The sequence below is a fragment of the Amycolatopsis sp. NPDC050768 genome (assembly GCF_040654155.1).
GTDB lineage: Bacteria > Actinomycetota > Actinomycetes > Mycobacteriales > Pseudonocardiaceae > Amycolatopsis.
In genome coordinates this window covers 151,287-163,822 of sequence record NZ_JBFAHL010000009.1, presented here as the reverse complement: position 1 = coordinate 163,822, position 12,536 = coordinate 151,287, and the positions used below count along the sequence as shown (strand labels likewise).

General features: G+C 69.7%; 15 protein-coding genes. 7 read left to right on the top strand and 8 right to left on the bottom strand.

Annotated elements, in window-relative coordinates; translation table 11 throughout:
* Positions 1–10: 10 nt before the first annotated feature.
* Positions 11–1,213 (bottom strand): acyl-CoA dehydrogenase family protein, encoded by a 1,203-nt coding sequence (locus AB0H62_RS26490; protein ID WP_360588819.1) that lies wholly within the window; start codon positions 1,211–1,213, stop codon positions 11–13.
* A 457-nt stretch (positions 1,214–1,670) separates the two neighbouring features.
* Between AB0H62_RS26490 and AB0H62_RS26485 the strand changes: the two genes are divergently transcribed.
* A complete protein-coding gene (locus tag AB0H62_RS26485; RefSeq protein ID WP_220244460.1) occupies positions 1,671–2,228 on the top strand; it encodes a DoxX family protein in 558 nt (185 codons plus the stop codon).
* 62 nt (positions 2,229–2,290) lie between these two features.
* Here AB0H62_RS26485 and AB0H62_RS26480 read toward each other — a convergent pair whose 3' ends face one another.
* Together AB0H62_RS26480 and AB0H62_RS26475 are read right to left on the bottom strand one after the other, a co-directional pair.
* Entirely contained in the window at positions 2,291–2,440 is a 150-nt protein-coding gene (locus AB0H62_RS26480) for a hypothetical protein (RefSeq protein ID WP_360588817.1), read from the bottom strand.
* Positions 2,403–2,912, bottom strand: a complete 510-nt coding sequence (locus AB0H62_RS26475; protein ID WP_360588815.1) for an amidohydrolase family protein — start codon at positions 2,910–2,912, stop codon at positions 2,403–2,405. The genes AB0H62_RS26480 and AB0H62_RS26475 overlap by 38 nt, the downstream gene beginning before the upstream one ends.
* Before the next feature lie 180 nt (positions 2,913–3,092).
* On the opposite strand from AB0H62_RS26475, the gene AB0H62_RS26470 reads away from it, so the two are divergent.
* The 3 genes from AB0H62_RS26470 to AB0H62_RS26460 all read left to right on the top strand — a co-directional run bounded on the left by AB0H62_RS26470 (position 3,093) and on the right by AB0H62_RS26460 (position 4,932).
* The gene (locus AB0H62_RS26470; protein WP_220244439.1) at positions 3,093–3,542 is read left to right on the top strand and encodes a RidA family protein; all 450 of its coding nucleotides are present in this window, start codon (positions 3,093–3,095) and stop codon (positions 3,540–3,542) included.
* Positions 3,543–3,547: 5 nt separating this feature from the next.
* Entirely contained in the window at positions 3,548–4,150 is a 603-nt protein-coding gene (locus AB0H62_RS26465) for an NADPH-dependent FMN reductase (RefSeq protein ID WP_220244438.1), read from the top strand.
* Between the two features lie 287 nt (positions 4,151–4,437).
* Positions 4,438–4,932, top strand: coding sequence for a flavin reductase family protein (locus AB0H62_RS26460; protein ID WP_220244437.1), 495 nt, complete (start codon positions 4,438–4,440; stop codon positions 4,930–4,932).
* A gap of 84 nt (positions 4,933–5,016) precedes the next feature.
* On the opposite strand, the gene AB0H62_RS26455 is transcribed toward AB0H62_RS26460, so the two are convergent.
* The 5 genes from AB0H62_RS26455 to AB0H62_RS26435 are packed head-to-tail and all read right to left on the bottom strand — an operon-like array spanning position 5,017 to position 8,385.
* Entirely contained in the window at positions 5,017–5,931 is a 915-nt protein-coding gene (locus tag AB0H62_RS26455) for an NADP-dependent oxidoreductase (protein ID WP_220244436.1), read from the bottom strand.
* Positions 5,932–5,989: 58 nt separating this feature from the next.
* Positions 5,990–6,628: a TetR/AcrR family transcriptional regulator gene (locus AB0H62_RS26450; protein ID WP_220244435.1), complete on the bottom strand. Its 639-nt coding sequence runs from the start codon at positions 6,626–6,628 to the stop codon at positions 5,990–5,992.
* 1 nt (position 6,629) lies between these two features.
* Positions 6,630–7,466, bottom strand: a complete 837-nt coding sequence (locus AB0H62_RS26445) for a fumarylacetoacetate hydrolase family protein (protein ID WP_220244434.1) — start codon at positions 7,464–7,466, stop codon at positions 6,630–6,632.
* On the bottom strand, positions 7,466–7,867 hold the full coding sequence (locus AB0H62_RS26440; protein WP_220244433.1) for a nuclear transport factor 2 family protein: 402 nt from the start codon (positions 7,865–7,867) through the stop codon (positions 7,466–7,468). Before AB0H62_RS26440 ends, AB0H62_RS26445 begins: the two co-directional genes overlap by 1 nt.
* Positions 7,864–8,385: a VOC family protein gene (locus AB0H62_RS26435; RefSeq protein WP_220244432.1), complete on the bottom strand. Its 522-nt coding sequence runs from the start codon at positions 8,383–8,385 to the stop codon at positions 7,864–7,866. Before AB0H62_RS26435 ends, AB0H62_RS26440 begins: the two co-directional genes overlap by 4 nt.
* Positions 8,386–8,806: 421 nt before the next feature.
* On the opposite strand from AB0H62_RS26435, the gene AB0H62_RS26430 reads away from it, so the two are divergent.
* The 3 genes from AB0H62_RS26430 (at position 8,807) to AB0H62_RS26420 (ending at position 12,424) form a co-directional block, all read left to right on the top strand.
* Positions 8,807–10,750, top strand: a complete 1,944-nt coding sequence (locus tag AB0H62_RS26430; RefSeq protein ID WP_266118203.1) for a S53 family serine peptidase — start codon at positions 8,807–8,809, stop codon at positions 10,748–10,750.
* A 61-nt stretch (positions 10,751–10,811) separates the two neighbouring features.
* Complete coding sequence (locus AB0H62_RS26425; protein ID WP_220244430.1) at positions 10,812–11,381, top strand: sigma-70 family RNA polymerase sigma factor; 570 nt, start codon at positions 10,812–10,814, stop codon at positions 11,379–11,381.
* 2 nt (positions 11,382–11,383) lie between these two features.
* Positions 11,384–12,424: a hypothetical protein gene (locus tag AB0H62_RS26420; RefSeq protein WP_220244429.1), complete on the top strand. Its 1,041-nt coding sequence runs from the start codon at positions 11,384–11,386 to the stop codon at positions 12,422–12,424.
* Positions 12,425–12,536: the final 112 nt, after the last annotated feature.

Sequence of the window (12,536 nt, the reverse complement as noted above, 5' to 3'; positions counted from 1 at the left end):
GTTGTCCTTTTCAGACGAGGAAGCTGACGGAGCTCGGGTTCTGGTCGAGCAGGGACTTGCCCGCCAGTTCCTGGCTGACGCGCATGTTGAACGCCGCGTGCCGCGACGCGACCCCGGCGTCGCGCCAGATGCGCTGCAACGGGTTCACCTCGGCGAAGGCCGACGAACCGTGCGCGGTCATCAGGAGGTCGACGGCGTGGAAGGTCTGGCGCATCGCGCGCGCCATGCCCACGCGCAGACCCGTGCGCACGACCTCCGGCGGGTGCTCGCCCTTGGCCGCGTAGTCGTCGAGCTGGTCGGCCGCGTCCTGAGTGGACTTGACGGCCGCGTCGATCATGGCCGACGCCTCCGCGACGTCGATCTGGAACCCGACCGACTCCGACTGCGACGAGTACGTGGTGGTCGTGATGGACCGCTTCGGCGCCTTCTCGATCACGTAGTCCAACGCCGCCTGCGCCTGGCCGAGCTGGGCACCGGCGAGCGAGAGCGAGGCCAGGCCCGCGAGGCTGACCCGGTGGCTGACGTTCGGGCCCGTGTGCACGTGGTCGCCGTTGAACAGCCCGGTGGCCGAGCGCAGCCGGTGCTCGGGCACGAACACGTCGCGGGCGACGAGGGTGTTGCTGCCCGTGCCGCGCATGCCGGCGATGAACCACGTGTCTTCGACCGTGAGGTCCTTCATCGGCACCAGCGCGAGGTTCAGGTCGCGGCGGCCGGGAACCACGCTCGGATAGCAGACGCTGGCCCAGTCGCAGTGGTTCGAGCCCGAGGCGTAGCCCCACTTGCCGTTGAGCTTCACGCCGCCTTCGACGACCTCGACCTCGGACGTGGGAGCCAGCACGCCGGCGGTGGTGGCGAAGGGGTTCGTCGTCCAGACCTCGTCCTGCGCCTGCTCGGAGTAGCTGGCGGCCCACCAGTTGCCGGTGTTGAGGACCCCGGTCACCCAGGCCGACGAGGCGCAGCCGCGACCGAGCGCGATCGTCACCTCGAGGAAGGTCCGCATGCCCGCGTCGAACCCGCCGAGCCGCTTCGGCACGAACAGCTGGATCAGCCCGGCATCACGAATGGCCTCGAAGTTCGCGGTCTTCAGGCGGCGCTCGCGGTCGACTTCCGGGGCGGCTTCCCACAGCTGAGCACGCAGGCTGTTCGCACGCTCGACCAGCTCTTCCCGGCTGGGCACCTTCTGCGCGACAGGCGCAGCGGATTCCGTGGTCATGAATTCTCCTTAGTCGCACTGTTCATGGCGTCGTCGACCAGGTGCGCCGTTCAATTTGTCGAATCCGACTCCGCGTGCGGTGTGCCGATCCTTTGAATTGACGGTGTGAGCGTCCCGGCCACATCCGGACGCCCGGCGTCGGTGCCGGGCGTGAGCAGGAAGACGGGTGCCATGGCGCAGACGCTAGGTGCGCCGAGCGTCGAAGTCAGCACCGGTGTCCAGCGAGGCCGGACACGACTTCTCGCGATGTGGGCGAAGCGGCGCGACCGCGACCGGCGGTCGGAAACTTACTGTCGTCGATTTCGGATATCAAATGCCGTGTCCAGTTCTGGGGGACGAATACCTGGATTCCCGGGAACGACCGTGGCACGGTTCTCGCGCTCAGTGCATTTCGGCTGAGCGTCTCGCGATTTGCGTTTCGCCGACGACGGTGATTCTAGTTCGGAGGTACCTGGAAATGAGTGTGACGATGGCCGATGTCGGTCTGTTGCTCCTGCGGCTGCTGGTGGCGTTCATCCTGTACGCGCACGCCACCCAGAAGCTGCGCGGGTGGTTCCGGGGCCCGGGCCTGGACGGGATCGCGGCCGTCTTCACGGCACTCGGGCAGGTGCCGGCGCGGCCGCTGGCGAAGCTCGCCGCCTGGTGTGAGCTGAGTGCGGCGCTGCTGATCGTCGTCGGTTTCGCCACGCCACTCGGCGCGGCCATCGGCGCCGGCACGATGCTGGTGGCGGGTTTCGCCATGAGCGCGAAGAGCGGCGCGCTCTGGAACTCGCTGGGCGGCGGCGAGTACCCGCTCACCCTGGCGATCATGGCGATTTCGTTCGCCTTCAGCGGCCCGGGTGTGATTTCGCTCGACAGCGGACTCGATCTGCCGTGGTACGGCGCGGGTGAGCGCGCGGCGCTGATCGGCCTGGCCACGGTCGTGCTGGCGATCCTGGCCGCGTTGCCGCCGATCTTCCGCACGGTGAGGGTCCGGCGTGCGGCTGCGGAGAACGAGGTGGCGGCCACCGCGTAGCGGGCTGGGGGCGTCGACGAGGTCGGCGCCCCCAGCGGAAGTCTTCGATTCGGTGCCCTGGTTCAGTTCGGTGCGCTGCCGAAGATTCCCGCGAGCCCGCTCGTGATCTCGGCCCGGGCGGCTTGGGCTGAAGCGATGCGCTCGTCGAGTTCCGCGAGCCTGCGTTGCTGGAGTTCACGCCAGGTGTGCGGCGGCATCGCGCGGGCCGTCACGAGCTCCTTCGCTTCGAACAGCGAGAATCCGGAATCGCGCAGCAGCAGGAGCAACTTGACGAGCCCGGCCGCCGATGCGGGGTAGCGCCGTTGAGTTGGTGGCGTGGCAGAAATCGAATACGGTGGTCACACCGTTGAGCAGTAGCTCCGAACCGGCGCCGAACGTCGCGTCGTGCATGTCCTGCGGGCGGTAGCGGCCGGCGAGGGGGTGGATGACGCCGAAGTACTCGCGGCCCCAGCAGCTTGAAGCCAGGCCGCGGATGGGGGCTTGCCACAGGTGGTTGTGGCAGTCGATGAGGCCGGGCAGCACGATCGAGTCGGCGGCGTCGATGACCTCGTCGACCTCGCTCTCGTCGATCTTCGGCGCGACGTCGAGGATCCTGTCGTCGCCGATCAGCACGTCGCCGCGGAAATCGCCGAGTGCCGGGTCCATCGTCAGAACCGAGCCGCCCTTGAGCAAGGTCTTCTTCACGGGCTGGTGCCTCCTTGGATGCGTTGCGCCGCCGTCGTTTCGACGGCATGGCCGAGGTGGTGGTCTGGTTGATGCCCGCCCGGATTCGCGCCGGTGAAGCGCTGCACAACCGTTGCTTGACGGGTCCGGAACGCCTGCTTATAGTACTGCAAACGTTTGTAAGACGAAAGGTGCACCGTCGTGCACGATCCTCGAACTCCTGCGTTCACGTCCTATGGCGACGCTTCCGAAATCTTCCACACTCCCGATTTGCCCTTCACCCCGGCAATCCGGATTTCGCCCGGCAGCGAACTGGTTTTCGTCGCCGGGTGTCCGGGTGTGCCAGACGGCGACGACGACTCGCCGGAGGTCGAAGCCGAGGTGCGCCGGGCTTTCCGCTACCTCGCAAGGGTTCTGGCGCTTGCGGGAGCGGGCCTGGAGCACGTAGTTTCCCTCACCAAGTTCCTGACCGATGTCGAACGGGACAACGCGATCGTCACGACCGTGATGCGCGAACTGTTCCCCGCGATGCCTACTTCGACCACAGTCGAGGTTTCCCGTCTCGTGCCCAGGGGTCTTCATTTCGAAGTCAACGCGATCGCGGCCGTGCCAGCTCGTTCTGGTCCCGTGGTCCTGGATCAGAGCGGCTGATTCTCATGACCAAAGATCTTCGTCTTCTCGGAATTTGCGGAAGCCTTCGTTCCGGCTCCTACAACCACGGCCTGCTCAAGGCTCTTGCTGACGAGGCGCCCGCCGGCGTCACCCTCGATCTCCTCGACGACTGGAGCGAGGTGCCGAACCTCAACGTCGACCTCCTCGAAGACGGGCAGCCGCCCGCGGTGGTGCGGGCCATCGCCGAAAGGGTGCGTGCGGCGGACGGCCTCGTGCTCGCGACGCCGGAGTACTGCAACAGCGTGCCGGGCGCGTTCAAGAACCTGCTCGACTGGCTGTCGTTCCCGCCGCCGTTCAACTGCCTGCGGTTCAAGCCGATCGGCTTGGTCGGCGCGAGCATCGGCACCGGCGGAACGCTGCGCGGCCAGTCGGCGTTGCGCGGTGCCCTCCTGTTTTTCGACGCGGTGCTGATGGGCCGGCCGGAAGTGGCGGTCAGCCTGGGCAAGATGAAGTTCGACGACGAGGGAAACCTGAAGGACGAAGAGGTCCGGTCCCTGCTTCGCCGGTTCCTGTCCGACTTCGCGGAATTCACCCAGAGCACCAACGCACGCGGCCTCGACCCGCGGGAACGGGAATTCGTTTTCTGACGAAGTGATGGTCTCTTGTGGACAGTCCGCTCGACCTCGGTGCGCCGCCGGGTGTCCGGCTTGAAGTGTTTCCTCGACATTCCCTACGGCCCTACCGTCGGTGCGGATCCGCGGCGGGTGGTTGTCGCCGGTCATTCGGCGGGCGGGCATGGGGTCGTGATGGTGCTGGCCACGCGCTGGGCCGAGAACTACGGCATCGATCCGTCGGTAGTCAAAGGCGGGTGCGCGATCACCGAGTCCATTGTGGATTTTTTCGACCGACGTTACCCATGCCACAAGGAGGTAGCATGCTCACGCAGTTGCAGAACGACTTTCGCGACGTCATGGCCGGAGTCGCCACGCCGGTCTCGGTGGTGACCGCGTTCCACGACGACTCGCCGCACGGGACGACGGTCAGCGCGTTCACGTCGCTGTCCATGGATCCGCCGATGGTGCTGGTGTCGTTGGACAAAACGTCTCGGCTCCTGGGGTTGATCCGGAAGTCGCGGCGCTTTGGGGTGAACGTACTCGGCGCGGCGCAGGCCGAGACGGCACGGTCGTTCGCGAAGAAGCTCGAGATGGGGGAGAAGTTCGCCGGTGTCGACTGGCAGCGCGACAACGAACTGCCTCGGCTGGCGGGTGTTCCCGGGTGGCTGGCATGCGCGGTGAGCCAGGAAGTCGAGGGTGGGGACCACATCGTCCTTTTCGGACGGGTCGTCTCCGCTTCGACGGCCACGGCGGCTCCGCTGACGTACCACTCACGGACGTTCGGGACGCATTCGTTGCTGGCTCAGAGTGCGTGACGTCCTTCTGTTTAGCGTTGTAAACGATTGCAGGTTCGGCGTGAACGCGCGTGAACGTGCTTGATCCCGCGCGTTCACGCCGGCTCAGATCGTGCGGATGATCGTCTTTCCCTGGCTGCGCCGGCCCGGCGCGAAAGCCGCGGCGGCTTCCTCCAGCGGATGGACGGCCCCGACCAGGACCCGCAGCCGCCCGTCGCGAACCCGCTGCGCCAGGTCGGCCAGCCGCGCCCGGTCGGCTTCGACCACGAAGAAGATGGCGCGCCCGTCCCGCGGCCACGCGTTCGGCAGCCCCGCGATGGTCACCAAAGTCCCACCGGCGCGGACGACCCCCGCCGAACGGTCCCCGATCTCCCCGCCGAACACGTCCAGCACCAGGTCGACCTCACCGACGTCTTCCAGCCGGTCGGCCTCCAGGTCAACGAACGAATGCACGCCGAGGTCCAGGGCCGCCTCACGGTTGTGCCCCCGCCCGGTCCCGATCACCGTCGCCCCCGCCTCCCGTGCGAGCTGCACCGCGATCGACCCGACACCCCCTGCCGCGCCGTGGACCAGCACCGTCTGCCCGGGTTCGAGCCGGCCGTGGTCGAACAGCGCCTGCCACGCCGTGAGCCCCGAGATCGGCAACGCCGCACCCGCGGTGTAGTCGATGTCCGAGGGCAACGGTGCCAGGTTGCGGGCCTCCACGGCCGCGAACTCGGCGAGCGACCCGTCCCGCGTCCAGTCCGCGAGCCCGAACACGCGTTGTCCCACCGTGAGCCCGGTCGTGCCGTACCCGAGCTCGGCCACCACCCCGGACAGCTCATGCCCGGGCACGCTCGGCGTCCGGTCCCGCCCGGCCCGGTCGGTCCACGTGCCGGGCCACTCGAGCTCACCAGGCGTGAAGCCGGCCGCGTGCACCCGCACGACCACGTCGTTCTCCGCGGCGTGCGGATGGGGCCGGTCCACAAGGGACATCCCGCCGACACCGGCGGCGCGATCCTGGACGGTGATGGCTTTCATGCTTCCCCTAACCCCGAATCCGGTGCGGTCATCGAGAACTTACCGCCGCGAGCTCGCCTCACGCCGCCGCGTGCAGCTCCGCGACCGCCTCGCCCAGCTCGGGGTACGCCGACGACACCGTGGCGAGGATGGCGACAACCGCGTCGTACACGAGGTTTTCGAGTTCGGTCGCGGGGACGTCGCAGTCGTGGGTGAGCCAGTCGAGCGTGGTTTCGTCGAGCATGCCCATGATGCCGCGGATCGCGACGCGCACGCGCGGCGGCGGTTCCGTGGTGAGGCCCAGCAGGTCGACCACGAACTCGGCGCCGGCGCGGCGGGCGCGTTCGAAGAGCTCGTCCACCTCCGGGTCCTGGCCGCCGGCGCGGATGAACGCGAGCATGGTGTGGACGTGCGCGCGCCGGTACTCGATGTGGCGGCGCAGCAGGCCGCGCATGCGTTGCTCGCGCGTGTGCTCGTCGTCGCGCGGGCGGTGCAGCTCGATGAGCTCGTCGAGCGCCTGCTGCAGCACCGCGAGGTACAGGCCGCGCTTGTCCTTGAAGTGGTAGAACAGCAGCCCGTGCGCGACGCCCGCGGCTTCGGCGATCTCGCTGATGTAGATCTCGTCGTAGGGCTTGCGGGTGAACAGGTCGGCGGCCACCTCGATCAGCGCCGCGCGCCGCTGCCCGCGGGGCGACGCCGTGCGCTTCTCGGAACTCATGTCAGCTGCCTCCTGTGCTCACCTCGTTGCGCAGGCTGCCGATCCCCTCGACACTCACCTCGACGACGTCACCCGCCCGCAGGTAATCACCCGACGCGAGTGCGACGCCGGCGGGCGTTCCGGTGAGGATGACGTCTCCCGCCGCCAGCGGGATCTTCGCCGAAACAGCCGCGACGAGCTCGGCCACCGGGAACAGCATCTCACTCGTGCGCCCTTGTTGCCTGAGCACACCGTTCACCCGGGTGGTGACGGCGAGGTCGTCGCCGAGCTCGTCCGGCGTCACGAGCACGGGGCCGAGCGGCTTGAACGTCGGAAACCCCTTGGCGCGCTGGAGAAGTGACAAGTCGACGACGGCGCCGTCGCGCATCCCGCGGAACTGGACGTCGCGCGCCGACACGTCGTTGGCGACGGTGAAACCCGCGATGCAGCGCGCGGCGTCCTCGACTTTGACGTCGCCGGCCGGTGCCCCGAGGACGACGGCCAGCTCGGCTTCGTAGTCGACCCGATCCGGTGCCTCGGCGGGCAGGACGATCGGCTTCCCGGTCCCGACGAACAGCTCCGGCCCCGGCGTGATCGGGAAAAACGCGGGCGTGGTCGGGACTTTCAGCCCGGCTTCCGCGATGTGCCCGGCGTAGTTGGCCCCGACGATCACCACCGTCTTCGGCTGCGCGACGGGCGCCAGCAACGTGGCTTCCGCGAGCGGCAACCGCCCTCGCACGGCGGCGTCCTGCGCGTTGTCCACCAGCAGCTCGGCGACGTCGTGGTGCGGCACGTCGAGCAGCAGCAACTCGTCGCCCTCGCCGCGCGCCAGCCCTTGCGTCGTCCGGTAGAGGCGCATCAGCCGGCCCCGGCCAGCACGGTGATGCGGCGCTCGGCGATGCGCCAGCGTCCTGCCTCGCGAGTCAGGACGTCGTGGACGCGGCTCACCGTCCGCAGGTGCGGCGGCGCGGCTGGGTCGCCGAGGGCGTACACCTGCAGGTCGCAGCCGCATTCGGCGCGGTCGCCGTCGAGGTCGAACCACGACGGCGACACCACGTGCAGCGTCGGCCGGTCCTCCTGCTCCCGGCGACGCATGGCCTCGCGAATCTGCCCACCCTCCGCGCGAATCTCCTTGGTGCTGGCCATGACCAGCGTCGCGTCGTCGGTGTAGCACTCGGCCGACGCGCTCGCGTGGCCCTCGTCGATGAGCCGGAACGACGCGCGCACCACGTCCTCGCACGCGAACCGCGCCTCACTCACCACGTCGGCACCGTCAGCTCGGCCTCGGACTTCCCGGCGCGCAGCTCGGTGAGCAGGGCGGCCGGGTCGAACACCACCCCGAACGGATTGCGCGCGAAGCTTTCGGACTGCATGAAGGCCGTGCCCTCCTCGGTGGTCGGGAAGTTGTCGATCTGGAGCTCGATCTGGTTGCCGTCGGGGTCGGCGTAGTAGACCGACGTCGTCGGCCCGTGGTTCACGGCCTGCAGCGGCCGCACCCCGTCGGCGTCGAGGCGTTCCCACGTCTCGAGCAGCTCACGCAGGCTGCCGTAGGTGAACGCCACGTGCGCCAGCCCGTGCAACGGCAGCGCCGCCAGCTCCTCGGCCGAGAGTTCGCTCCGCGGGCCGCCCAGCAGCGCCGCGACCTCCCCGTCGGCCATCGCCGACGTCGGATCCGCGACCGCGATGCGGTGGTGCTCGTCGTCGTAGGTCACGAACACCATGTCGGGTGTCTCGTGCACCACCCGGCCGTCGAGGGTTTTCACGTACCAGTCCCGCATCTTCGGCACCTGCCTGCTTTACAGGACGACGTGGGAGAGCTTCGCCGGTGAAGCCATGTGTTCCTCCTCCAAGGCCGTTTCGGTCTTTTCAAGCTAAAGCTGACTTGACTCCAAGTCAAGTTCTCGCGCGCGAACTCCGAACGCGAATCCGCGCGCGGGCTTCACCCGAGAGACCAATCGTCGCCGGACGCTCGTCCGGTACGGCCGAACGCCGATCGTCCGATGTGGACGCCACCGTGCCAAGATCACGGCGCTCTCCGAGAACGCCCCGAACCGGGAGGCCGAGGAATGACTTCGCCCCCTGACCGCCGACACCGCCGGCTTCCTCGACCGCGGCACGACCACCCGCGTCATCCCGGTCGTCGTCCAGCACCGCGTCTCCGCCTGAACACTTCCGCACCCCTCCCGGCAACAGCCGGATGTGAAGACACACAAGAGGTTCTTCCGCCGAAGCGCCGTGCTCGCCACGGCGGCCGCCTTGGGCGTCATGACGGCCACGGCGCTGCCGGCCTCCGCGGGGACGCCCGGGCGCGTCGAGTTGCCCAGCCCGAACCCCGGGGACATCGGCGGCACGCCGCACCCGCTCGACGCCGGCCGGCAGGTGGCGCTGCGCGTGTACCTGGCCGACCGGCCGGGGCTGGCGGATGCCGCGCGGGCGGTGTCCGACCCGGCCGACGCCCGCTACGGCCACTTCCTCACGCCCGCCCAGGTCAACCACGAGTTCGGCCCGACCACGGCGCAGGTCTCCGCCGTCAGCGCGTGGGTGAGAGCGCAGGGGATGACGGTCACCGCGACGAACCAGCACTACCTCGCGGTGAGCGCGACCGTCGTGCAGGCCGATGCCGCGTTCGCCACGCAGATCAGCGAGTTCGACACGGTCATCAGCGGGCCGAAGGGCTCGACGACGATCCGCGAAGCCGGTGTCGTGGGCGGGTTTTCGGTGCCGGCGGCGGTGGCCGGGAACATCGTCAGCGTGACGGGGATCGACCAGCTGGCCCTGGGCAACACAAGCACGAGCGCGGCCGCACCCCGAGCAAACGCCGCAAAAGCCACGGACTTCCCCTGCTCCCAGTACTGGGGCCAGCACACTCAGCCGATCCCGCCGGCCTTCGGCCACACCACCGCCCCCACCCAGCTCTGCGGCTACACCCCCGACCAGGTGCGCCACGCGTACGGCCTGACCTCGAGCCCGTACACCGGCAAGGGCACGACCGTTGCCGTCCTGCTCAGCGGCCACACCCCCACACTGGAGGCCGACTCGAACCGCTTCTTCGCCGCACACGGTGAGCCCGTCTTCGCGCCGGGGCAGTACACCGAGAACATCGGCCCGGACGCGGACAGCACGTGCGAGACGAAGGGCGGCGCGCCGACGGAGGAGGAGGCGATCGACGTCCAGTCGGCGCACCTCGCGGCGCCCGACGCGCACATCGTTTACCTCGGCATCGACTGCGCCGACTTCGACGTGGACCTGCTGCCGAGCTGGCTGGACGGGGTGACGCGGATCGTCGACGAGCACCTGGCCGACGTCGCGTCCGGTTCGTTCGGCCTGCCGGAGCTGGGCTTCTCGCCGGCGTCGATGGCGCCGTGGGACCCGATCCTGCAGCAGGGCGCGCTGGAGGGCATCGGGTTCGACTTCTCCAGCGGCGACGGCGGCGGTGGGGGTGTCGACGACGACCCGCTGTTCCCGGCGTCGGACCCGTGGAGCACGGCCGTCGGCGGGACGAGCCTCGCCATCGGCGCGGACGGCTCCGTGGTCGCCGACTACCCGTGGGGCGACCGCCTCACGTCGATCAACGCGGCCGGAACGGGTTACGACGCGCCGCCGCCCGGTGTGTTCCAGGACGGTTCCGGCGGCGGCATCAGCCGGAAGTTCCCCGAACCCGCCTACCAGAAGCACATCGTGCCTGACAGCCTCGCCACGCACGGCCGCACCGCCGCGGCGGGCCGCGTCATCCCCGACGTCTCGGCCGGCGCCGGCAACGGCTGGCTCATCGGCGCGACCGGCCTGTCCGACCCCGACGCCGGCTACGAGGAACTCCCCGAGGGTGGTGGCACGAGCGCGTCGGCGCCGCTGATCGCGGGCCTCGAGGCCGACGCGATGCAGGCCGCCGGGCACCCGCTCGGGTTCGCCAATCCCGTGTTCTACGGGCTGGCCGGTGGCAACGCGCTGCGCGACATCCTGCCCGTGGACCCGGCCGACCCGCCGATCGCGCTCGGCGCGCAGGACTTCACCGACATCGACCCCGGCCGGCTGACCACCTTCGGCGAGGACGACGCGCTCACCGCCACCCCCGGCTACGACGACGTGACCGGCCTCGGCGCGCCGACACCGGCGTTCGTCGGCGCTCTCGGGAGGAGGTTCTGAACACTTTGGGGACGAGCCGGCAATCCCCGGGTGGAAGGTCAGAGCAAAGACGAGGAGCGGCATGACGTCGGACGCGGAACTGATCGGCAGGTCGCTCGACGGCGACGGGGAAGCCTTCGTGGAGGTGATCACCCGGCACGAAGGCGCGATCGGCGCGTACCTCGCCCGGCGGGTCGGCCGTGACGCGGCGGAGGACCTGCTCGGCGAAGTGTGGGTGGCGGCCTTCGCGTCCCGGAGCACGTACGACCGGTCGTTCCCCGAGGCGCGCCCGTGGCTCTACGGCGTCGCGCTCAACACCCTGCGCCGGCACTGGCGGTCGCGGCCGGCCGAGGACCTCGTGCCGGACGCAGGGGATCTCGCGAACGGCTGGGACCCCTGGTCGGCTGTCGACGCCCGCGTCGACACGCAGGCGGGGCTGCGGGCGGCCCTGGCGGAGCTCAAACCGGAGGAACGCGAGGTCCTGACCCTGGTCGCCTGGGAGGACCTGACCGTCGCCGACGCGGCGCGGGTGCTCGGCCTGCCGGCCGGGACCGCGCGCCGCCTGTTGCACCAGGCCCGGAAGGCGCTGCGGAACGCGCCTGAAGTGGCCGCGCTCTTGACGAATCTCACCACTGTGAAGGAGGGCTTGTGATCATGGACGAGTTGGAACTGGTCGGCCGGCTGAAGGACGTCGCGCCGCTGCGCCCGCAGGCGTACGAACGGGCGCGGGCGACGCTCGGCGCGGCAATGACGGAATCCCCGGCCACACCGGTCGCGGCTCCGGCCCGGCGCGCGAAGTTCGCCTGGGCCCGCGGTTTCCGCCTGGGCGTGCCGGGCAAGATCGGCCTCGGCGCCGTCGGCGCGGCCGCGGTGGCGGCCCTCGTCGTGTCCGTCGCGGCTCCTGCACCGCAGTCCCCGGCCCAGGCTCCCGCCGCGTCGGCTCCTGAGTCTCGCCTCGTGACCCTGGCCGCGTCGGTGAAGGCGAGCGGCGCCTCCGTGCAGGGCGACGCGTCGCTGGTCATCCGGACCACGACCGCGCCCGACGGAAGTCCCTACGTCACCTACAACCTCTACACCGACAGCGGCGACGTCTACTTCACGGAAACGGCGCAGCAGCTCCCCGTCGCCATCGCGCACCACGATAACCTCGCCGAGCCCATCGACGCCGCCAAGGTCGCCGCCGCCCGCTTCGCGGCGACCGGCGACCTCACCGAGGCGCGCACCCGGATGGTCAACGCCGTCCCCAACGCCTGGGGCCTGGGCCTCAGCCCCGCCGACGCGCAGCGCGTGTGGGACAAGGCCATGGCCAAGGACGAGCCGATCCTCAAGGCGAAGGGCATCAAGACGCCCCTGCCGCGCCCCACCGGACAGGACCTGCAGAACCGCATCGACAACAACCTCTGGACCAACGCCACCGACGCCCTCTTCCGCGGCGCCGAGAACCCGGACGTCCGCGCGGGCGTCCTCCGCCTGCTCTCCACCATCCCGGCCGTCTCCGTCGCCAACTCCACCACCGGCGGCCGCCCCACCCTCACCCTGACCGCCGGCCCGGCCCTCTTCGGCGGCACCGACGCCGAGGTCCTCACCATCGACGCCCACACGGGCCTCCCGCTCACCTCCGCGTGGAATGACTTGTCCGCCACCTACAAGTCCTCGCGCGTCACGCTGGCGCAGGTTCGCGCCGGCAAGTTCTGACCCCTCCCCGGTAAACGGTGCGGGCCGTCCCTCTCAAGGGGCGGCCCGCACTGCCATGTCCGGCCTACTAGATACCCGGTCCCGGAGTCTCGAGTGGACAGTCGCTTTTGAA

Excerpts from the sequence above, each read along its gene's own strand:
- AB0H62_RS26460 (WP_220244437.1), top strand. The coding sequence starts at position 4,438 with ATGCTCACGCAGTTGCAGAACGACTTTCGCGACGTCATGGCCGGAGTC.
- AB0H62_RS26445 (WP_220244434.1), bottom strand. The coding sequence starts at position 7,466 with ATGCGCCTCTACCGGACGACGCAAGGGCTGGCGCGCGGCGAGGGCGAC.
- AB0H62_RS26465 (WP_220244438.1), top strand. The coding sequence starts at position 3,548 with ATGACCAAAGATCTTCGTCTTCTCGGAATTTGCGGAAGCCTTCGTTCC.
- AB0H62_RS26435 (WP_220244432.1), bottom strand. The coding sequence starts at position 8,385 with ATGCGGGACTGGTACGTGAAAACCCTCGACGGCCGGGTGGTGCACGAG.
- AB0H62_RS26490 (WP_360588819.1), bottom strand. The coding sequence starts at position 1,213 with ATGACCACGGAATCCGCTGCGCCTGTCGCGCAGAAGGTGCCCAGCCGG.
- AB0H62_RS26425 (WP_220244430.1), top strand. The coding sequence starts at position 10,812 with ATGACGTCGGACGCGGAACTGATCGGCAGGTCGCTCGACGGCGACGGG.
- AB0H62_RS26420 (WP_220244429.1), top strand. The coding sequence starts at position 11,384 with ATGGACGAGTTGGAACTGGTCGGCCGGCTGAAGGACGTCGCGCCGCTG.
- AB0H62_RS26455 (WP_220244436.1), bottom strand. The coding sequence starts at position 5,931 with ATGAAAGCCATCACCGTCCAGGATCGCGCCGCCGGTGTCGGCGGGATG.
- AB0H62_RS26485 (WP_220244460.1), top strand. The coding sequence starts at position 1,671 with ATGAGTGTGACGATGGCCGATGTCGGTCTGTTGCTCCTGCGGCTGCTG.
- AB0H62_RS26450 (WP_220244435.1), bottom strand. The coding sequence starts at position 6,628 with ATGAGTTCCGAGAAGCGCACGGCGTCGCCCCGCGGGCAGCGGCGCGCG.